Annotated in this window: 22 protein-coding genes; 7 read left to right on the forward strand and 15 right to left on the reverse strand. The window is 67.7% G+C overall.

Translation table 11 applies throughout. The features are described 5' to 3' along the window. Positions 1-3 precede the first annotated feature (3 nt). Positions 4-96: a 50S ribosomal protein bL37 gene (locus SBI67_RS29150; RefSeq protein ID WP_003882799.1), complete on the reverse strand. Its 93-nt coding sequence runs from the start codon at positions 94-96 to the stop codon at positions 4-6. 138 nt (positions 97-234) lie between these two features. On the opposite strand from SBI67_RS29150, the gene SBI67_RS19700 reads away from it, so the two are divergent. Further along, positions 235-450, forward strand: coding sequence for a biotin/lipoyl-binding carrier protein (locus SBI67_RS19700; RefSeq protein ID WP_024454384.1), 216 nt, complete (start codon positions 235-237; stop codon positions 448-450). Positions 451-456: 6 nt separating this feature from the next. Further along, positions 457-1,965, forward strand: coding sequence for a two-component system sensor histidine kinase PdtaS (locus SBI67_RS19705; protein WP_318982186.1), 1,509 nt, complete (start codon positions 457-459; stop codon positions 1,963-1,965). 59 nt (positions 1,966-2,024) lie between these two features. On the opposite strand, the gene whiB1 is transcribed toward SBI67_RS19705, so the two are convergent. The 3 genes from whiB1 to SBI67_RS19720 all read right to left on the reverse strand — a co-directional run bounded on the left by whiB1 (position 2,025) and on the right by SBI67_RS19720 (position 4,388). Next, positions 2,025-2,279 carry a transcriptional regulator WhiB1 gene (gene whiB1 / locus SBI67_RS19710; protein WP_036402183.1) on the reverse strand — a complete coding sequence of 85 codons (255 nt, stop codon included), beginning with the start codon at positions 2,277-2,279 and terminating at the stop codon, positions 2,025-2,027. 248 nt (positions 2,280-2,527) lie between these two features. Continuing rightward, complete coding sequence (locus SBI67_RS19715; protein WP_318982187.1) at positions 2,528-3,475, reverse strand: diacylglycerol/lipid kinase family protein; 948 nt, start codon at positions 3,473-3,475, stop codon at positions 2,528-2,530. A gap of 25 nt (positions 3,476-3,500) precedes the next feature. Next, positions 3,501-4,388 carry a LysR family transcriptional regulator gene (locus SBI67_RS19720; protein WP_318982188.1) on the reverse strand — a complete coding sequence of 296 codons (888 nt, stop codon included), beginning with the start codon at positions 4,386-4,388 and terminating at the stop codon, positions 3,501-3,503. A gap of 77 nt (positions 4,389-4,465) precedes the next feature. On the opposite strand from SBI67_RS19720, the gene SBI67_RS19725 reads away from it, so the two are divergent. The 5 genes from SBI67_RS19725 (at position 4,466) to SBI67_RS19745 (ending at position 8,478) form a co-directional block, all read left to right on the forward strand. Beyond that, a complete protein-coding gene (locus tag SBI67_RS19725) occupies positions 4,466-5,659 on the forward strand; it encodes an acetyl-CoA C-acetyltransferase (RefSeq protein ID WP_318982189.1) in 1,194 nt (397 codons plus the stop codon). Beyond that, positions 5,656-6,408 carry a 3-oxoadipate enol-lactonase gene (pcaD, locus tag SBI67_RS19730; protein ID WP_318982190.1) on the forward strand — a complete coding sequence of 251 codons (753 nt, stop codon included), beginning with the start codon at positions 5,656-5,658 and terminating at the stop codon, positions 6,406-6,408. Before SBI67_RS19725 ends, pcaD begins: the two co-directional genes overlap by 4 nt. Further along, positions 6,405-7,181: a CoA transferase subunit A gene (locus SBI67_RS19735; protein ID WP_318982191.1), complete on the forward strand. Its 777-nt coding sequence runs from the start codon at positions 6,405-6,407 to the stop codon at positions 7,179-7,181. Before pcaD ends, SBI67_RS19735 begins: the two co-directional genes overlap by 4 nt. After that, positions 7,178-7,825, forward strand: coding sequence for a CoA transferase subunit B (locus tag SBI67_RS19740; protein ID WP_318982192.1), 648 nt, complete (start codon positions 7,178-7,180; stop codon positions 7,823-7,825). The genes SBI67_RS19735 and SBI67_RS19740 overlap by 4 nt, the downstream gene beginning before the upstream one ends. 308 nt (positions 7,826-8,133) lie before the next feature. Next, on the forward strand, positions 8,134-8,478 hold the full coding sequence (locus tag SBI67_RS19745; protein ID WP_318982193.1) for a phage major capsid protein: 345 nt from the start codon (positions 8,134-8,136) through the stop codon (positions 8,476-8,478). A gap of 486 nt (positions 8,479-8,964) precedes the next feature. On the opposite strand, the gene SBI67_RS19750 is transcribed toward SBI67_RS19745, so the two are convergent. From SBI67_RS19750 to SBI67_RS19800, 11 genes are all read right to left on the reverse strand, one after another. Further along, positions 8,965-9,135: a hypothetical protein gene (locus SBI67_RS19750; RefSeq protein WP_318982194.1), complete on the reverse strand. Its 171-nt coding sequence runs from the start codon at positions 9,133-9,135 to the stop codon at positions 8,965-8,967. Between the two features lie 14 nt (positions 9,136-9,149). Next, complete coding sequence (locus SBI67_RS19755; RefSeq protein WP_318982195.1) at positions 9,150-9,680, reverse strand: hypothetical protein; 531 nt, start codon at positions 9,678-9,680, stop codon at positions 9,150-9,152. Positions 9,681-10,239: 559 nt separating this feature from the next. Then, the gene (locus SBI67_RS19760; RefSeq protein ID WP_318982196.1) at positions 10,240-11,457 is read right to left on the reverse strand and encodes a glycosyltransferase; all 1,218 of its coding nucleotides are present in this window, start codon (positions 11,455-11,457) and stop codon (positions 10,240-10,242) included. After that, the gene (locus SBI67_RS19765; protein ID WP_318982197.1) at positions 11,454-12,041 is read right to left on the reverse strand and encodes a TetR/AcrR family transcriptional regulator; all 588 of its coding nucleotides are present in this window, start codon (positions 12,039-12,041) and stop codon (positions 11,454-11,456) included. The genes SBI67_RS19760 and SBI67_RS19765 overlap by 4 nt, the downstream gene beginning before the upstream one ends. A 42-nt stretch (positions 12,042-12,083) precedes the next feature. Further along, positions 12,084-12,590 carry a M15 family metallopeptidase gene (locus SBI67_RS19770; protein WP_318982198.1) on the reverse strand — a complete coding sequence of 169 codons (507 nt, stop codon included), beginning with the start codon at positions 12,588-12,590 and terminating at the stop codon, positions 12,084-12,086. 5 nt (positions 12,591-12,595) lie between these two features. After that, complete coding sequence (locus SBI67_RS19775; protein ID WP_318982199.1) at positions 12,596-13,000, reverse strand: YchJ family protein; 405 nt, start codon at positions 12,998-13,000, stop codon at positions 12,596-12,598. Next, a complete protein-coding gene (locus SBI67_RS19780; RefSeq protein ID WP_318982200.1) occupies positions 12,987-13,904 on the reverse strand; it encodes a LysR family transcriptional regulator in 918 nt (305 codons plus the stop codon). The genes SBI67_RS19775 and SBI67_RS19780 overlap by 14 nt, the downstream gene beginning before the upstream one ends. A 23-nt stretch (positions 13,905-13,927) precedes the next feature. Continuing rightward, positions 13,928-16,162, reverse strand: coding sequence for a CaiB/BaiF CoA-transferase family protein (locus SBI67_RS19785; protein ID WP_318982201.1), 2,235 nt, complete (start codon positions 16,160-16,162; stop codon positions 13,928-13,930). Continuing rightward, complete coding sequence (locus SBI67_RS19790; protein ID WP_318982202.1) at positions 16,162-17,334, reverse strand: acyl-CoA dehydrogenase family protein; 1,173 nt, start codon at positions 17,332-17,334, stop codon at positions 16,162-16,164. The genes SBI67_RS19785 and SBI67_RS19790 overlap by 1 nt, the downstream gene beginning before the upstream one ends. A 1-nt stretch (position 17,335) precedes the next feature. Then, the gene (locus tag SBI67_RS19795; protein ID WP_318982203.1) at positions 17,336-18,391 is read right to left on the reverse strand and encodes an acyl-CoA dehydrogenase family protein; all 1,056 of its coding nucleotides are present in this window, start codon (positions 18,389-18,391) and stop codon (positions 17,336-17,338) included. A 90-nt stretch (positions 18,392-18,481) separates the two neighbouring features. Beyond that, positions 18,482-19,792, reverse strand: coding sequence for an MFS transporter (locus SBI67_RS19800; protein WP_318982204.1), 1,311 nt, complete (start codon positions 19,790-19,792; stop codon positions 18,482-18,484). Positions 19,793-19,810 lie beyond the last annotated feature (18 nt).

A 19,810-nucleotide genomic window follows, 5' to 3' on the forward strand; every position in this document is an offset into this window, starting at 1 on the left:
TGGTCAGCGCACAGACTTCGAGCCGGCGTTGGGCCGCTTGCCGTGGTTGGCCTTGCTGTGCTTCCGATCGCGCTTCTTGCGGCCTCGCTTGGCCATGGTTTTACCTTCTTTCCAGATTGACTACCGTCGACGCTTGCCTAGATTGTCTCACGGCGCAGGCGGTGCTCTGTCCACCGCATGGTGTGGTTCGATAGAACCCTCAACAGCAGTGCTCGCCGGAGGAGTGGGGTGAAGATGGCCGAGGATGTACGCGCCGAAATCGTGGCCAGTGTGCTCGAGGTCGTCGTGAAGAAGGGCGACCAGATCGGCGAAGGCGACACCCTGGTGCTGCTGGAGTCGATGAAGATGGAAATCCCGGTGTTGGCCGAGGTCGCGGGCACCGTCACCGAGGTCAGTGTGGCCGTCGGCGACGTCATCCAGGCCGGCGACCTCATCGCAGTCATCAGCTAGCCGCTCATGTCGACCCTCGGCGATCTGCTTGCCGAGCACACCGTTCTGCCCGGCAACGCCGTCGACCATCTGCACGCGGTGGTCGGGGAGTGGCAGCTGCTCGCGGACCTGTCCTTCGCCGACTACCTGATGTGGGTGCGCCGCGACGACGGGACGTTGGTGTGTGTCGCCCAGGTGCGACCCAACACCGCGCCCACCGTGCTGCTGGCCGACGCGGTCGGCACCGTGCAGGACGGCCCGGCCATGCCGGTCGTGGCCGATGCGTTCGACTCCGGGGTCATCGGCCGGGAAAGCGACGCCGGCCAGACCGACGCTCGCGACGGCAACTGGCTCAACGTCGAGGCAGTCCCGGTGCGCCACCGCGGCCAGGTGGTTGCGGTCCTGACGCATCAGACGGCGCTGGCCGACCGGCGCAAGACCAGCCCCCTGGAACGGGCCTACCTGGACTGTGCGCGGGATCTGCTGCGGATGCTCAACGAGGGCACCTTCCCCAATGTCGGTGATGCCGCGATGTCGCGATCGAGCCCACGGGTCGGCGACGGCTTCATCCGCCTCGACGTCAACGGGGACGTGACTTTCGCCAGTCCTAACGCGCTGTCGGCGTATCACCGGATGGGGCTCAACGCCGAGCTCGAGGGCCACAATCTGATCGCCATCACCCGTCCCCTGATGACCGACCCGTTCGAAGCCCAGGAGCTGGCCAAGCATGTCCGGATCTCGGTGGCCGGCGGGGCCAGCACCCGGATGGAACTGGATGCCGGTGGCGCGGCGGTGCTGCTGCGCACCATCCCGCTGCTGGCCGGTGGCGAGGCGGCCGGGGCTGCCGTGCTGATCCGCGATGTCACCGAGATCAAGCGCCGCGACCGGGCGCTGCTGTCCAAGGACGCCACCATCCGCGAGATCCACCACCGGGTGAAGAACAACCTGCAGACGGTGGCCGCGCTGCTGCGGTTACAGGCCCGCCGCACCAACAACGCCGAGGGCCGCGAGGCGCTCAACGAATCGGTGCGCCGGGTGGCTTCCATCGCGTTGGTGCACGATGCGCTGTCCATGTCGGTGGACGAGGAGGTCAACCTCGACGAGGTGGTGGACCGCATCGTGCCGATCATGAACGACGTCGCCTCGGTCGACAGCCCCATCCGGATCACCCGGGACGGCGACCTGGGAGTGCTGGACGCCGACCGGGCCACCGCGCTGATCATGGTGATCACCGAGCTCGTCCAGAACGCCTTGGAACACGCCTTCGACGGTCAGGCGTCGGGAGCGGTCACCATCCGCGCGGAGCGGTCCTCGCGGTGGCTGGACGTCGTCGTGCACGACGACGGCAAGGGCCTACCGGAGGGCTTCAGTCTGGAAAAGTCGGATCGGTTGGGGCTGCAGATCGTGCGCACCCTGGTTTCGGCGGAACTGGACGGTTCGCTGGGTATGCACGATGTCGCCACCGGCGGCACCGATGTGGTGCTGCGGGTGCCGATCGGGCGGCGCAGTCGGTTCACCCTTGACAGCAAACTCTAAGCAAAAGAATTGCGGCCCCGCCGAATTCGGCGGAGCCGCAATACGCGCGGGAGCGGCGATCAGACGCCGCTGCGCGCCTTGGTGCGAGCGTTGCGACGCTTGAGCGCGCGGCGCTCGTCCTCGCTCATACCGCCCCATACGCCCGCGTCCTGACCGGACTCCAGCGCCCACGACAGGCACTCGGTGGTCACCGGGCAGCGGTTGCAGACGAGCTTCGCGTCAGCAATCTGCGCGATGGCCGGGCCGCTGTTCCCCACGGGGAAGAACAGTTCCGGATCCTCGTCGCGACAAACCGCCTTGTGGCGCCAATCCATGAGTCCAACTCCTTACCGTTTGCGCGCGAAAGCGCACGAGCTTTTTTCTTCGGCTGTTAACGCGTGCACTTGAAATGTTTCTGCACTGTTGCATCCGATGCTTTCACAGGCTGAACAGATGTCAATAGCGGCGCGTTAACTCGTGGGCAATGTCACTACCGGGGCGGGTTACCTAACCCCTCACCCGTTTGTACTACACTCAACTCACTTACGCTCAAAATTTTTTGAGGCTTCTCTAAAGTCCCTGTTCAGGGCAAATTTCGTGGCGGCGCGACGACCGCCAGAGCGTCCGGCACCGACGTGAACGTCATCGTTTCCCGCTTTCCGATGTAATCGCCGTCGATCTGGCAGTCCACCGGTGTGTCACTCGTCACGCGCAGCCACGGCAGGTCGTCCTCGCGGATCAAATGGCCGGCCTTGATATCCGGTTTGGCCGAGATCATGCGCCGCACCAGGCGCAGATTGGCCCACACGTTCATGCTCGTGGTCGCGAACACGCCGAGCCCGGTGTCGAAGGTGGTGGTGGGGTTCGTCCACACCGGTCGGGTGTTGGCGTAGGTCCACGGGCTGGAATTGGAGACGAAGGCGAAATGCACCCCGCTCACCGCTTCGCGGTCGGGCAGGTGCAGCGTCAACGTCGGTTCCTTGCGGGCGCTGGCGAGCACTTCGCGGATCGCCACCCGGATGTAACGCGACGGGGTGACCTTGCGCCCCTTGGCGCGCTGGGCTTCCACCGCGGCCACCACGGCACCGTCCACGCCCATCCCGGCAGTGAACACACCCCAGCGTTCGCCACAGTCCATCAGCCCGATGCGTCGCCAGGGGGCACCGTTGCGGTGTGCGCTGAGCAGGTCGACGAGTTGGTTGGTGGCCTCGATCGGGTCCGGGCTGATGCCCAGGGAGCGAGCGAACACGTTCGCCGACCCGCCCGGGACCACACCGACTGCCGGCGCCTGCGGTGTGCGGTGTCGCAGGATCCCGTTGACCACCTCGTTCACGGTGCCGTCGCCGCCGTGCACGATCACCACGTCGATACCCGTCTTGGCGGCCTCCTCGCCGATCTCGACGGCGTGGCCGCGGTGGTTGGTGTGCACGACGGTCAGGTCGGTGCGGCTCTCCAGCGCGTGCGCCAACAGATCACGGCCGGCCGCGGTGGTCGACGTAGCGTTCGGGTTCACGATCAGCACGGCACGCACGGGGTACGAGCCTAACCCGGACGGGTTACGCGCCGGCCTCGCTGCGCAGGATGCCCAGCACGTTGTCGAGCACGGGTGAGCGGCGCTGCGCGCGGTGTGCGGCCACCAGGTCGATGCCGACGGTCTCCGGGGTCAGCGGCACGTAGTGCACACCGGCGAGGTCCAGTGCCGCGGTCGGGGCGGGCACGATCGCCACCCCCAGCCCCGCCGCCACCAGGGTCACCAGGGTGGAGGTCTCCATCACCTCGTGCTGGACCCGCGGGACGAAGCCGGCGTCGGCGCAGACGGCGAACACGATGTTGCTCATCACCGAACGGCCTTGGCCCGCATGGGTGATGAAGTCCACATCACGCAGTTGTTCGACGGTCAGGGACGCGTGCCCGGCCAGCGGGTGCCGCGACGGCAGCGCTACCAGCAGGCGGTCCCGCCGGATGGTCTCGGTGACGATGTCGTCCTGCAGGACCGGCGGGCGCAACAGCGCCAGGTCGATATCTCCGACGGCCAGTGCGGCCAGTTGGGCCGGTGCCAGCATCTCGCCGCGCACCTGCACCTCGATCCCGGGTAGGGATTCGCTCAGCGCGCGCACCAGCCGGGGCAGCAGCGAATAGGTGGCCGAGCCGACGCAGCCGATGATCAGCTGGCCCTCGGTGCCGGCCTCGATTCGGCGGGCCTGCCGGGCGGCATCGTCGACCGCGTCCAGAATTTGCACCGCTCGGCTCAGGTAGGCGCGTCCGGCTGGGGTGAGCTCGACGCTGCGGGTGGTGCGGGTCAGCAGGGTGACGCCCAGCTCGTTCTCCAGCTGGCGGATCTGCTGCGACAACGGCGGCTGCGCGATGTGCAGACTTTCGGCGGCGCGGCCGAAATGCAGGTGTTCGGCGACGGCGCGGAAGTAGCGCAGGTGGCGGAGCTCCACAATTGAAACTCTACAGCTCTCAATAGGTCGGAAATAAGTACTTCAGCATATGGCCGTGTCGGCCTAGCGTCGATGCCATGGATGTCGTGATCTGTAACCCGGTCCGGACGCCGGTCGGCCGGATGGGCGGTGCGCTGGCCCCGCTGACCGCCGCCGACCTGGCCACCGCGACGCTGCGCGAGCTGATCCGGCGCACCGGCCTCGGCGCGGGCGATGTCGACGACGTCGTCCTCGGCAACGGGTACGCCAACGGCGAGGCCCCGGCGATCGGGCGGATCGCCGCGCTCGATGCCGGCTTGGGCACCGCGGTGCCCGGTCTGCAGATCGATCGGCGCTGCGGCTCCGGCCTGCAGGCGGTGCTCTACGCCGCCGGTCAGGTGGCGACCGGCGCGGGCCGGGTCGTGGTCGCGGGTGGGGCCGAGTCGATGTCCAACGTCGAGCATTACGCGCTGGGTTTGCGCACCGGGGTGCGCCAGGGCGCCGTGATGCTGGCCGACCGGCTGGATCGGGCCCGTGAAACCGCCGGCGGGGCTTCGCATCCGGTGCCTGGCGGGATGATCGAAACCGCGGAGAACCTGCGTCGCGAATACGGAATCAGCCGGATCGAGCAGGACGAGCTGGCCGTGCGCTCGCATCAACGGGCCGTTGCCGCGCACGAATCCGGTTTGTTCGCCGAGGAACTCGTCCCGATCGAGGTCGGCGGAACCGTCGTCGATCGCGATGAGCATCCCCGAGTGGGCATCACCGTCGAGAAGCTGGCCACGTTGCGCCCGATGCGCGCCAAGCTCGACGACGCGGCCACCGTCACCGCGGGTAATGCTTCTGGCCAGAACGACGGCGCTGCGATGTGTGTGGTGACCACCCGCGATGATGCCGAAAAGCATGGCTTGACACCGATGTTGGCGCTGCGGTCCTGGGCGGTCACCGGCTGCGATCCGGCGACGATGGGTCTGGGCCCGGTCGCCGCCACCGCGAACGCGCTGGACCGCGCGGGTCTCACCCTCGACGATATGGACCTGATCGAACTCAACGAAGCCTTCGCCGCCCAGGTGCTCGCCGTGCTGGCCGAGTGGAAGCTCGATGCCCTCGACGAGCGGCTCAACCCGCTGGGCTCGGGGATATCGCTGGGGCATCCGATCGGTGCGACCGGTGCCCGCATCCTGGCCACCGCGGCGCACGAGGCGCGCCGCCGCGATGCGCGCTATGTGCTGGAGACCATGTGTATCGGTGGGGGACAGGGCCTGGCCGCGGTCTTCGAGGCCGTCGCGTGAGCGCCGTCGACGTGCACGCGGTGGTGACCGGTTCCGGCCCGGCGGTGCTGCTGTCCAACTCGCTGGGATCCGACCACCGGATGTGGGATGCCCAAGTAGCCGAGCTGGAACGGCATTTCACCGTGGTGCGGTATGACACCCGGGGGCACGGGCAGTCACCGGTGCCCGCCGGCCCCTACTCGATCGACGACCTGACCGATGACCTGGTGGCCCTGCTGGACCGGCTCGGCATCGCGCGGGCACATGTGGTCGGACTGTCGCTCGGTGGGATGACCGCGATGCGGCTGGCTGCCCGTAACCCCGACCGCGTCGACCGCATGGTCCTGTTGTGCACCGCGGCGCAGTTGCCGCCGGCGCAGACCTGGACCGACCGGGCGGCCACCGTCCGAGCCGGCGGTGCCGCCGCGGTCGCTTCCGCCGTGGTGGCGCGGTGGTTCAGTGGCGGCTATACCGGCGACCGGGCGTACTGGGAGGCGATGGTCGCCGGCACTCCCGCGGAGGGATACGCGGGGTGCTGCGAGGCCATCGCGAAACTCGATCTGCGCGAGCAGCTTCCGTCGATCTCGGCACCGGTGCTGGCCATCGCCGGCAGCGACGACCCGTCGACCCCGCCCGCCACGCTGGCCGGCATCGCCGATGCGGTGCCCGAGGCCCGCCTGCTCGTCGTCGATCGGGCCGCGCACCTGGCCAACGCCGAACAGCCCGGCGTCATCACCCCCGCCATCATCGAGCACTTGGAGCACTCATGACCCTGAACAAGGTGGTCGGATCGGCCGCCGACGCGGTGGCCGATATCCCGCACGGCGCCAGCCTGGCCGTCGGTGGGTTCGGATTGGCCGGCATCCCTTGGTATCTCATCGACTCGCTCTTGCACCAGGGTGCCGGCGATCTGACCATTGTCAGCAACAACTGCGGGGTGGACGGTGCGGGCCTGGGCCTGCTGCTGGAGGCCCACCGGATCAGCCGGGTGATCGCGTCCTACGTCGGGGAGAACAAGGAGTTCGCCCGGCAGTACCTGGCCGGCGAACTGACGGTGGAGCTGACCCCGCAGGGCACGCTGGCCGAACGGATGCGGGCCGGCGGCAGCGGTATCGGTGCGTTCTTCACCCCCACCGGGGTGGGCACCCTGGTGGCCGACGGTGGTCTGCCGTGGCGCTACCACGTCGACGGATCCGTCGCGCTGGCATCACCGGCCAAGGAGGTCCGCACCTTCGGCGGCAAGGAGATGGTGCTCGAGGAGTCCATTGTCACCGACTATGCACTGGTCCGTGCGGCCGTCGTCGACCGGGCCGGTAACTGCAAGTTCCACGCCGCCGCACGCAATTTCAACCCGCCGGCGGCGATGTCGGGGCGCATCACCGTGGTCGAGGCCGAGCGGGTCGTCGAGGTGGGGGACCTGCATCCCGACGAGATCCATCTGCCCGGCATCTTCGTGCAGCGCGTGGTCGAACTGACCCCGGAACAGGCCGCGCACAAGGAGATCGAAAAGCGCACCACCCGCCCCCGAGGAGCCGACCGATGAGCTGGAACCGCGATCAGATGGCCGCCCGCGCTGCCCGTGAACTGCGCGACGGTGACTACGTCAACCTCGGCATCGGGCTGCCCACGCTGATTCCCGACCACTTGCCCGAAGGCTCGGAGGTCACCCTGCACGCCGAGAACGGCATCCTCGGCGTCGGCCCGTTCCCGTATGACGACGAGGTGGACCCTGACCTCATCAACGCCGGTAAGCAGACGGTGTCGGTGGTGCCGGGGGCTTCGTTCTTCGACTCCGCGACCAGCTTTGCGATGATCCGGGGCGGCCATGTCGATGTCGCGGTGCTCGGCGGCATGCAGGTCGCCGCCAACGGCGATCTGGCCAACTGGATGGTGCCCGGGTCGATGGTCAAGGGTATGGGCGGCGCGATGGACCTGGTCAGCGGAGCGGAGCGGGTCATCGTGCTGATGGATCACGTCGCCAAATCCGGTGCACCCAAGCTGGTTTCGTCGTGTGACCTGCCATTGACGGGCAAGGGCGTGGTGAGCCGGGTGATCACCGATCTCGGGGTGTTCGACGTGACCGGCGACGGATTCGCGGCCGTCGAGCTGGCCCCCGGCGTGTCCTTCGACGACATCGTCGCCAAGACCGGCGCCCCGGTGACCGACGCCCGGATCGCCGTCGCTTAACCCGTCAAAACGGTGGTGGTTCGTCATGGGCTGCCATTCGGGCTTCGTGTTCTCGGCTGTCACGCCGCGCTGTCGTGGGAGACCATTTCGGACTGGGACGGGTTCACCTAGTATTTCCAGGCCGAAATCCAGCGCCAGATCATCGACGCCGAAAACAACGAACTGTTGAACGGCGACGGCACGACAGGGCACCTCTCCGGTCTGCTGTCGACGTTGGGCATCCTCGCCCCGGCGGTCGACAGCAACACCACCACTGGACACGGTGAGTCTCGGTATCGCCGCACTGCGTACCGGGGCGGCCTCGGCGAATGCGAATCTGTTGGTGCTGCACCCACACATGGAGTGCGTTGCAGCGGGTGAAGGACAGGCAGGGCCGTTACATCGTGCAGACCGATCCCACGGTCGGGGCGGCGAGTTCGATCTGGGGCGTGGAGGTGTTGCCAACGATGACCATCGCAGCCGGGGTGGGCGCATTGGTGGACACCCGCAAGATGGGCTACGTCGTCGTCCGTGAAAGCCTCACGCTGCGGACAGGTACCAACGCCGATGTCTTCTCCCGCAACCTCGTCCGATGGGTCGGTGAGGAACGGTTGGCGCTGGCGGTGGAACGTCCTGCTGCGGTGTGCAAGCTGACCGGATTGCCGGTGGCGTGATGGGCGACGAAGACATGTTTGACGATGACAGCGTAGACGTGTTGGAGCCCAACGAATCGGGCCGACTGGTCGGCTGTTGCACGCGACTGATGCGGTGGCGCGGGCTATCCGACGCATCATCAGGGAGCCGATTACGGGCTACTGGATACCACGGGGACCGTGGTCGACGGCACGCAGTGCGTCCATGACGGGGCGGTTTACGGTGGCGGTGAGAAGGTCGACGCGCCGTCGCGGTAGAGTCGCTTTGGGTTCGATCAGGTTGGGCCACAACTGAATCCGAGTCAGAATCCAACAGGGGTAGATCGACGGCGGATGCTGACGACGAGTCGAAGCCGGAAGCAGACGACGAGCACCCGGTGAAGGCGTCGGCCATGTCGCTGCGCGCCGGCAGCGGCAGGCGGTCGGCGAAGTGGTAGCCAGCTGATTGCGGGCAAGGCGGTCTGAGTCGTTGCAATTACCTAGACCGCCTTGCCCGTTGGCTCAACTCTAGGCGTCGGCTAGCTCGCTGCTTCGATAGAACGTTTCGACCGGGGTATCGGAATCGAGGTCGATTTCCACGTGAACCCGGCCATCGCGCACACCGAGGACTACGGCGTCATAGACGCCAGCACCGTAAGGGACGCGGATGCGGTCGCCACGTTTTAGGTGGATTTCCATCCTTGTGACCCCTTTCACCACGGGTTTTGTCCGGTCAATGCCTTCAAGTGTGCACCCACGGCTGTATCAATGCTACCCGTCAGTCTGTTGAGGGCGGTGCGCCAGATCCTCATTTGCCGTAGCCAAAGGTGATTGCGGTCACGACATCGTTGTAGTTTGGCCTCCTCCGCATGTACGAACGCGTTCCGCGCAAACATGAGGTCGTCCAGCTTCCGACGCAATGCTGGCGCGGTGGTGAAGCGCGCATCCATCTCGCGAGTGAAGCGCATGTCGAGGCGTCCGAAGTCATTCTCTAAGGCTTTCCACGTCGGGTTGCCCGTGCTCAGGTCGCGGCGGCGGATATATGCCGTACGCGTGAGCGCCAGAAGTCCGGCATCCGTTATGCCGAGGCATCCCACCACGTGATCGACTGCTTCGTCGTGCACGTCTCGGCAATAGCCCTGGAATTCGGCGACGAGTCTCGCGACGATTGCGCCGAGCAGATGTTCGGCGTCATGTCGTCTGCCAGCGGCTCGTCCAGTGAGCCGGTGGTGAATGTCGAACACTCGGTCGATGTCCGCGCTCCGCGTCGTCGTCCATGCTGTGTGAGCCTTTGACCTCCCCATGAGAGGCCGACTCTATCTGAACGGAGGGAGCCGCAAGTCTATCTGAACGGAGGGAGTCGCAAGCGTTTGTTCCTTTGCTGGCCCGCCGACCGTGCGACCTGGCAGGCTCGTGGTGTGTCTTCACATCTGCTCGGTGATCAGGCCGCGACGGTCACCCATCACGAGGCTGGCCGTGCCGTTACTGCGCTCATGACCGTGAACAATCGGTTTGAGGACCACGGGCATGTTTCCGTCACGCTCGCCAACGGGGGCGGGGGCAGCAACAGTGATATCGGGGTGTCGGGTGAGCATCCGGTGCAGGCGGCGTTCGTCTTCTACGCGGGTCCCTGGCCGAGACACGTTGGAAGTGGGGCAAACCGGTCGACACATTGGGCGACGTCAACACGGAGGGTACGAAGTTCCGAGACGCGGTCGCCGACACGTCGCCGCGCCAAATCCGGTCCGCTGCCATCCTCGTCGCTTAGCCCAACTAGCAGCTAGGTCACCTAACCGACGAGGGTCATCGCAGGTGGCGCTCGATGATCGACGCCGCCCGCGCAGCGCCGTCCTCGGACCGGATCTGCGCGCCGATTCGCTCCGTTGTCACTCTGAGCGCGGGATCCAGAGCAGCGCGGAAACCGTCGGCGAGACGCTCGGCCGTGAGCCGGCGCTGCGGGATGACAGTCGCGCAGGCGCCGATCTCCCGTAGCCGCCGGGCCCAGAACGGTCCGTCACCGTAACCGGGGAGTGCTACGGTCGGTACTCCGGCGCGCAGCCCCGCTGCGGTGGTTCCCGCGCCGCAGTGATGCGCCACCGCCGCCATGTGCGGGAACAGCCAATCGTGGGGCGCGTCGCCGATGGTCAGGACGCCGTCTGTGGCGGCGTGCAGCCCGGCCCAACCCGCCTGTATGAGAACTCGGACGCCGGCCAGTTCTGCGGCGCGAACGATGAGCTCCGAGAGCACCCGGGAGCGTTTCTTGCTCACCACCACGCTTCCCAGTCCGACGAACACCGGCGGCGGGCCCGCGGCCAGGAATCGGGCGAGCTCGTCCGGCGGCGTCCAGGACGGGTCGCGCGGAGGCCGCCAATAGCCGGTGACTTCCAGGCCGGTCCGCCAGTCGGCGGGGCGCGGTGCGACCGACGTTGAATAGCCGTGCAGCACGGTCCAATTCGCTCCAGTCCGGAGGCGCCGTAACGCACGTGCGGACACCTTCGGCAATCCCACGCTGCGGCGCAGGTCCGCCACGACGCCCCCGTAGAGAAGGTCGAACAACCCCGCGCCGAACTCCGCCGCCAATTTGTTGCCGCGTGCGCCGAGGTTGCCGCCACCGAGGATGGCGGGCGGATGGGCCGCGGTCGCCGATAGCGGCTGCATCCGAACTCCCAGCGCCGGAATCCCTTTCGCCTCGGCGAGGGGATGTCCCGCCATTTCGGCGAACGGCGAGAGCAACAGCAGATCGGTGGCCTGATCAGCGTTGACACGCAGAATCGCCGCGTCGAGTGTGCGCATCCCCGACGGTGCGGCGAACGCCGCCAGCCCTTTGGTCGGGTCCTCGCCGTCGTCGAGCGCGGCGGGTAGTTCGCGAAAGGTCAACCCGCAGCTCATGATCATGGATGCGAACGGTGAGTACGCGGTCACGGCGACGTCGTGCCCTCGGCGCTTCAGCTCGGCTCCCAAACCGGCAAGTGGTGCAACATCTCCGCGGCTGCCGACAGCGATGATGCTGATCCGACTCATGGTGCTGAGACCGTGTTGTCGAAGATCCGCACCAGATCCTCGCCGTAGGACCGCGCATCGAATTCTGGTTGCCGCAGGATCTTCTCGACGACCGCGTTGACGGCGCCACGCAGCGCTATCGCCATGGATTCCAGCGGGAAGTCGCCGAATTCGCCATCGGCTTGCCCGGCGGCGAGAATGGCGACGGGGTCGAGCGCGGCGACGCGTTCAGCAGTCTCGGCACTCAGCCGCAGATCCTCGGAGCTGATCTGTGTCAGCGCGGCCAGATGCGTGCGGTGCGTATCGAAGTAGGCAATGTTCGACCGGATATAGGTGGCCAGTTTCCCGCGTGCGGTCGTCTCCCTCTCGATTGCCGGGATCACGACGTCGAATGCCGCGGCGTACATCGCCTCGACGATCGCTTCCACCAGCTTGTCTTTGCTGCCGAAGTGGTAGAGCACCGCGCTCATCGCCAGGCCGACGTGGTCGGCGATCTTGCGGATCGAGGTCTTGGCCCAGCCGAGCTCGGCGACCACCTCGATGGCGCCGTCGACGATCTGTGCGCGCCGGGCCGACTGGACGAACGTCATCTCTCCAGATCGCATGATCTGAGATTAGATCAGTTGATCTATTTTGGGAACCGCTGCTCAGCCCGCAGCGTCCGGCAGCAGTGCCGGGCAGTTCCCGTACGCATCGGCAGTCAGCTCGAAATGCCACAGCTCATTGGCATACGTGCGGCACAGCCCGAACCGCGCACCGTTGGCGATCAGCCACTGGTCCGCACCGGTCCCGCCGACGTCGACCGCCTCGCCGATGACGTGCTTGGAATGCTCGGGCGTCTGCACGTACTGCCGGGCCGCGGCGACGCTGCCGTAGGTGGCCACCGCGTCGTCGAGCAGCCGCTGCTGAAACTCGGGGGAGCGCCAGCCGGAGGTGATGGTCATCGTGATGCCGTCGGCCGCGGCGGCGGTGGTGGCGTTCTGGATGGCGCTCAGCAGCGCCGGATCCAGCCGGCCGATGGCGGGATTCTGCACGTCGAAGGCGGTCAACACCTGATCGCCGGTCAGCGATCCGTCGGCGGTGTCCGCATGTGCGACCGGGGCCGCGCAGAGGGCGCCCACGGCCAGCGCACCGACCGCCATCAACATCCGCATGGTCCTCAGCCTACGTCCGGCGACGGGAACACCCCGTCGACATAGCGCCAGGCACCGTCCTCGCCGCGCCGGAAGCGACTGCGCTCGTGCAGGATGCGCCTGCGCCCCTGCGCGACGTACTGGGCGCGGAACTCCACGATGCCGGCGGTGTCGTCGGGGCCACCCGCCTCGGTGTCGACGATCTGCAGCCGCCGCCAGGTGATCGTCTCGTCCAGATCGAGGGAGGCGGGCCGGGTACTGCGGTCCCAACTGGACATCAGGTAGTCGGCCAATCCGAGCGCGTACGCGCTGAACCGGGAACGCATCAGGGCGTCGGCCGTCGGCGCCGTCCGGTCACCGCGGTGCAGCGGCCCGCAGCAGAGGTCGTAGTCGGTGCCCGATCCGCAGGGGCAGGAGTCACTGCCGGGCACGCGCCACCGCCACCCCGTCGGCGATCTGATCCACCAGACTCTCCAGCTCCGGTCGGTCTGCCAGCCAGGCCAACGCTATTCTTGCTGGCGCCCAGGTGCTTTCGTCGATCGGAATGAGTTTGAACTCCGGTGGCGAGAAGATCCGCCCGACGAACGACGCCGGCGCGTAGGTCACCAGTGCCACCAGATGACGGTTGAACACCTGGGTGGCCATCTCCAGCTCGCCGCCGAGCTGCCCGGTGGTCCGCACGATCCGCGTCACGCCGCGGGCGGTGAGCCCCCGCGTCAGCCCCGCCAGCACCACCGGGTTGGGCCTCGCGAAGTCGATGACGACATCGCGGTCGCGCAACTGCTCGATACACACCACGTCATGGGCGGCCAGCGGATCGTCGTGGCGCACCGCGATCGCCCCCTGATACTGCGCGACGACGCGGTGCCGCAGGCGTTGATCCGTTGACGGCAGATGAATCAGGCCCAGCTCCAGATGCCGGGAGATCAACTTGGCGGTCACCTCGGCCGCCGAGCCCGGCACGCTGAATTCGGTCGGCACCGCAAGGGTGGCGACGGTGCTCTCCAGCAGCGCAAGGAAATCCGATGGCGCGTAAGCGGTGGCACCGATACGCACCGGAGTCGCGGCGCCGGTGATGCGCTCCGCCGTCGCCTTCAGTTCGTCGACCCGACGCAGGATATCCCGCGCGGGTCCGAGCATCTGCGCACCCAGCGGCGTCAGCCGGACGTCGTGGTAATTGCGCTCGAACAGTGCCCCGCCGAGCTCACGTTCGAGCAGTTTGATCTGCTTGCTCAGCGGGGGCGGGGTGATCATCAACCGGTCGGCGGCACGTTTGAAGTGCAACTCGTCGGCGACCGCGACGAAGTACCGCAACCGGGTGACGTCGATACCCATGATCCCCGCATCGTACGAGGTGCTCAGCCCCCGGCCGTCTCCAGCACACCGCGCGCGATCAGTTCGTCGATCTCGACGTCGGTCAAACCCAGCAGCTCACGGGCGATCTCGCGGGTCTGCTCACCCAGCAGCGGGGCTTGACGCAGCGGTGGATCGGCGACCCGCTCGGCGTGCACCTGCACGTTCTCCAGGATGTACGGTTCGGCCCCGTGCGGATGCAGTTCCTCGCGGAAAGCGCGGCGCGCCACGTAGTACTCCCAGTCCGGGAGATCGGCGGCGTGGAACACCGCGCCCGCGGGAACGCCTGCGGCCTGTAACAACTCCATGGCTTCCACCGGCGTGTGCCGCGCCGTCCAGGCCGCCAGGTCCTCGTCACCGATCACCGCGCGCAGCGCCGACTCGTCGTACGCATCCCGCGCGGTCACCGCGATCCAGGCGTCCTCGCCGGCGGCCGGGAACAGCCCCCAGGACGCGGTCGGCTGGGCCGGCACCTCCCCGGCGATCTCGGCGGCGAGGTGGCTCAGCATCACCTCCGACTGTGCCACGCTGACCGCGCCGCCGGCGCCGGTGCGCTCGCGTCGCACCAGCACGGCCATGGCGCTCAGTGCCCCGATGCGGGCTGCGACATGGTCGGGATACACGGTGACGGTGTCGCAGAACGTGTCGGTCCCGTCCGGGTACACCCAGAGGTCGGTGACGCCGGCAGCCGCCCGCACCAACGGGCCGTAGCCCATCCGTGCCGCCCAGGGGCCGGTGGGCCCGAACGCCGAACTGTCCACCACCACGACGCCGGGATTGATCGCGCACAAGGTGGCATGGTCCATGCCGAGCGCCGCCGCCACACCGGGTTTGAAATTGGTCAGCACCACATCGGACATCCCGACGAGGCGATGGGCCAGCGCACGGCCCTCGGCGCCACGAAGATCGATGCCGATGGACCGCTTGTTGCGGTGCCCCGCCGCGTAGGTGTGGCTCACCGACGTCAAGCTGCCCCGCAGACCGTCGGGGAACGCCGAATTCTCGATCTTCACCACATCGGCGCCCAGGTCACCGAACAGCCGGCCGGTATCGCTGCCCACCACGATCACCCCGAGGTCCAGCACTCGCAGCCCCTCCAGCGGAAGGCCCTCGTCGCGGCGCGCCCGGGCACCCAAAATCGGTGCAGCAGAAGGCCGTTGGGTCGACGAAGCCGGGGCTGTCAGCGCGCTGGCCCGGTGGCCGTCGATCTCGACGATCCCCACCGGGATGGGCGCGCGACGTCCGTCGCCGAGGTCCGCCTCGCGGAACACGCCGCGTTGGGAGACGTGGTCGGTGCGAAGCGCCTCCGGCAGCGTCAGCACCGCGGCGGTGGGCACACCGTGCCGCTGGCCCTCGGTCTCCAGTTCGGCCCGGGTCCGGTCGGCGCAGAACCGGCCGATGGCCGCCAGCAACGCGGGGGAGCCCAGGCGCACCCGCAGGCTGTCGAAAGAAGGATCAATGAATTCCTCGGGCCGACCCATCCAGGTCAACATGCCGTGCCATTGCCGTTTGGCCAGCAGGCAGATTCGGATGTGGCCGTCCTTGCACGGGATGATCGGGTACCGCAGCTGCTCGGCATTCCAGTTGCGGCGCTGCGCATTCAGTGGCACCCCGCCCGAGGCCGTACCGGCCGTACCGAACGGCGGGTCCAGCGTTTGCATCGCCCCGTCGAGCACCGAGAAGTCGATGAGATCGCCCGTGCCGGTGCGCAATCGGTCGAGCAGCACACTCATGGTCAGCACCGCGGCCTGTGCCGCGGCGACCTGGTAGGGCAGTTGGCTGCCCGGCGGCACCAGTGGTGCCCGCCCGGGGATGCCCGACCGGGACAGCTCGCTGGTCAGGGCGTGCAGCACCGGTGTGGTGGCCTGCCAGCCGCGGAACCGGTTGTCCCTGCCGAAATCACTGATGGAGAGGATGACCAAGCCCGGGTGCTCGGCCCGAATCGTCTTGACGGCCAACAGCTCTTCGGCTGTCGAACCGGGCGCGGTGTTCTCGATGAGAATGTCGGCGTCGGCGAGCAGGAGTCGCCAGCCCGCCAGGTCCACCGCCACGGGTGTCAAACCGTGGCGGTTGATCGCCGTTGCCAGCGGTGCCGGATCGATGACCGGTTCGGTGACCCCGGTCAGCACCACCGGGGTGACACGGGCGCCCAGGTCGGCGAGCAGCCGGCTCACGGCGGTCATCGGGCCGGACGTCAGGTCGAGCACCGTCACACCGGAAAGCGGTGGGTCGTAGCCCATCAGGATCTCCGGGCCTGGCGGAACGGGATGTCGCGGTCCACCTCGGGTTCCTTCGGCAGCCCGAGCACCCGCTCGCCGATGATATTGCGCTGGATCTGGTCGGTGCCACCGCCGATCGAGGTGAAGAAGGCGTTGAGCGTCAGGAAGTTCACGTCATCGGCTTCGGCGTTGTCGGGGCCGGCCAGCAGCGCCTCGGCGCCGATGATCTCGGTCTTCAGCGCGGCCTCGGAGTGCAGGATGCGCGACATCGCCAGCTTGCCCAGCGACATGATGGAGCTCGACGTGCCCTGGGCGGTTTCGGCTTTCGCGCGGGCGTTGTTGAGCGCGTTGAGTTCACGCAGGGCCAACACCTGCGCCAGCTCGCTACGGATCACCGGGTCGTCGAGGCGGTCATGGTCGCGGGCCAGGTCGATCAGGCTGTCGGCGCGGGTGCGGTTCCGCGATCCGCGACCGGTGTCACCCATGATCGACCGCTCGTAGGCCAGCGCCGTCTGCAGCACCCGCCAGCCGTTGCCGGCGCCACCGACTAGATGGCTGTCGGGCACTCGGGCGTCGGTGAGGAACACCTCGTTGAAATGCGACTCCCCGGTGATCTGTACCAGCGGCCGCACCTCGATGCCCGGCTGGCGCATCGGGATGACGAAGAAGCTGATTCCCTTGTGTTTGGGTACATCCCAGTCGGTGCGCGCGACCAGCAGTCCGAACTCGGCGGTCAGCGCACCCGAGGTCCACACCTTCTGACCGTTGACCACCCAGTCATCGCCGTCCCGGACGGCTGTGGTGCTCACCGCCGCCAGATCCGAGCCGGCTCCGGGCTCGCTGTAGAGCAGACACGTACGCGCGCGTTCGGTCAGGAACGCGCGCAGCAGCGCGGCTTTCAGGGAATCGCCGCCGAACGTCAGGATGGTGTTGGCCGCGATGTTGTACTTGTCCTGCCGCGCACCGGGCGCCTTGACGGCTCGGAATTCCCGTTCGATGACGGCGGCCGATTCGCGCGGGTAGGCCCGGCCGAACCATTCGGTGGGGTAGGTGGGGACGGCGTAACCGGAGTCGAGCACCTTCTCCAGCCAGGCGATCTTCTCCGGCGAACTGGTCCACGGGTCAACGGTTTTCGGCAGTCCGGTCCAGTGCTCGGCCAGCCAGGCCCGGACTTCGGCGGTCAGGTCGTCCATCTCAGCCTCCCTTGGCCACTAGGTAGCGTTCCCGGAACTGTGCGGGACTGCCGAACAACTGCATGCCGGTGCGGGCCCGGCGCAGGAACCGATGCGCCGGGTGTTCCCAGGTGAACCCGATGCCGCCGTGCATCTGGATGGCCCGCATCGCCGTCGTCTGATAGGCCTGCGCACAGGTGAAACCGGCCAGGGCTACCGCGGCCGCGGCGTCCTGCGAGCCGAACCGGGTCGCCGCGTGCTGCGCGGCGGAGGTGGACGATTCGACCTCCAACAGCAGATCCGCGGCCATGTGCTTGAGCGCCTGGAAACTGCCGATGGGCCTGCCGAACTGGATCCGTGTCTTCAGATAGTCGACGGTCATCTCGAAAATGCGCCGAGCGCCGCCCGCCTGCTCACCGGCCAGCGCGATCACCGCGAGATCCAGTGCATACTGCACCGCCTCCCAGCCCGCCGTCCCGATCCGGCGAGCGGCTACCCCGTCGAAGGTGAAGGTGGACAACGGGACCGAGGGGTCGAACACCGTCGCGGCCACCCGCCGCAGTCCCGGGGCCTCCGGTTCAACTTCGAAGACACCGATGTCGTGCCCCACCCTGGCCGCCACCAGCACGACGTCGGCGAGCTGTCCGTGCAGCACGTAGTGGGCGGTGCCGCGCAACGTGTCGTGGTCGTCTGCGCGCACCGCCACCCCGGTGGGGGTCCAGGTGCCGGTGGCGCCGGTCAGCGCGACGGTGCCGATGGCGGAACCGTCGGACAGGCCAGGCAGCAGACGGCGGCGGTCCTGCTCGCCGCCGGCGGCCGTGACGAGTGCGGTGGTCAGCACCGCGCTGGCCAGAAACGGCGCATCGACCAGGGCGGCGCCGATCTCCTCGGCGACCGCCTCCAGCTCCGGGACGCCCAGGCCTACGCCGCCGTACTCGGTGTCCACCAGCAGGCCGGCCACCCCCTGGGCGGCCAGTTTCTGCCACAGGTCCGGGTCGAACCCGTCGGTCACCTGCCGGGACAGCAGGTCCCGGACCGCCGAGCGCAGCTCCGCGCGTTCGGCCACGCTGATCGTCATGGGTCCATGCAACGTGACCGGCGGCGCGATGTACATCATGCTTTGCGACACCGATACGTTTCCGAAAGGGAACCGTGCGTCAGGCCCGACTCACGACGTGCTCCCGAGCCGTTCGGTCGGCACGTCGCGGGTTTCCCGCGCGGTCAGCGCCGATGCCGCGGCGATCACACAGACCACGCCGGTGAAGACGCTGATCACCACCCAGCCGCCTTCGCGCACCCCGCCCAGCGCGGTGACGATACTCGGCGCGAAACCGGCCACCAGGAAACCCAATTGGGTGCCGATCGCCACTCCGGAGAACCGCACCGTGGTCGTGAACATCTCGCCGTAGAACGCCGGCCACACCGCATTGGCCGCGGCGTAACCGAAGGAGAAGGTGGCCACCGCGAGTGCGAAGGTCAGCAGCTGGTTGCCCTCGCTCATCGACAGCATGTAGAAGGGCATCAGCACCGCCGAGGACAGGGCGCCGTACACGAATACCGGCTTGCGGCCGATCCGGTCGGCCAGCTTGCCGAACAGCGGCTGAGTGGCCAGGGCGAACACATTGGCCACCACGACCAGCCACAGCGTGACGTCGGCAGGCAGGCCGACCTTCTTGCCGTAGGCGATGGCCAGGTTGCTGAAGACGGTGGACACCGCGGCGATGAACGCGCAGAAGATGACCCGCAGCACGTCGGCCCAATGGTCGCGCAGCAGCGGGATCAGCGGCATGCGGGCGATGGTGCCGGCGGCCTTGGCCTCGGTGAACTGCGGTGTCTCGTGCAGCCGGCGGCGGATGAAGTAGGCCACCACGACCACCACTGCACTGAGCCAGAACGGCACCCGCCAGGCCCAGGTGTACTTCACCTCGTCGGGCAGCGACACGAACGGGATGAGCACCAGTGAGGCCAGGATCAAACCGCCCTGGGTGCCGGTCAGCGTCCAGGACGTGTAGTACGCACGCTGGTGGTCGGGGGAGTGTTCGAGGGTCAGCGAGCTGGCACCGGCCTGCTCGCCGGCGGCCGAAAAGCCTTGCATCAGACGGCATATCACCAGGAGCGCCGGGGCGGCCCAGCCGATGGTGGCGAAGCTGGGCAGGCAGCCGATCAGGAAGGTGGAGACACCCATGAGCACCAGGGTGAACATCAGCACGCGCTGGCGGCCGATACGGTCACCGAAGTGGCCGAGGATGAGGGCGCCCACCGGCCGCGCGACATAGGCGAAACCGAAGGTGGCAAACGACATGACCAGGGCCGCTTCCTCGCCGGACGGGAAGAAGACGTGCGGGAAGATCAGCGCCGCCGCCGAGCCGAAGAGGAAGAAGTCGTAGTACTCGACGGCGCTGCCCATGAAGCTGGCCAGGGCGGCCCGGCGCGGGGTGCGCGCCGTGGCGGCCTCGGGTGGTTGCGTGGTGGTGGCCATGGTTCTCCTTTGAACGGA

It is taken from the genome of Mycolicibacterium chengduense (genome assembly GCF_033741155.1).
Taxonomy (GTDB): Bacteria; Actinomycetota; Actinomycetes; order Mycobacteriales; family Mycobacteriaceae; genus Mycobacterium.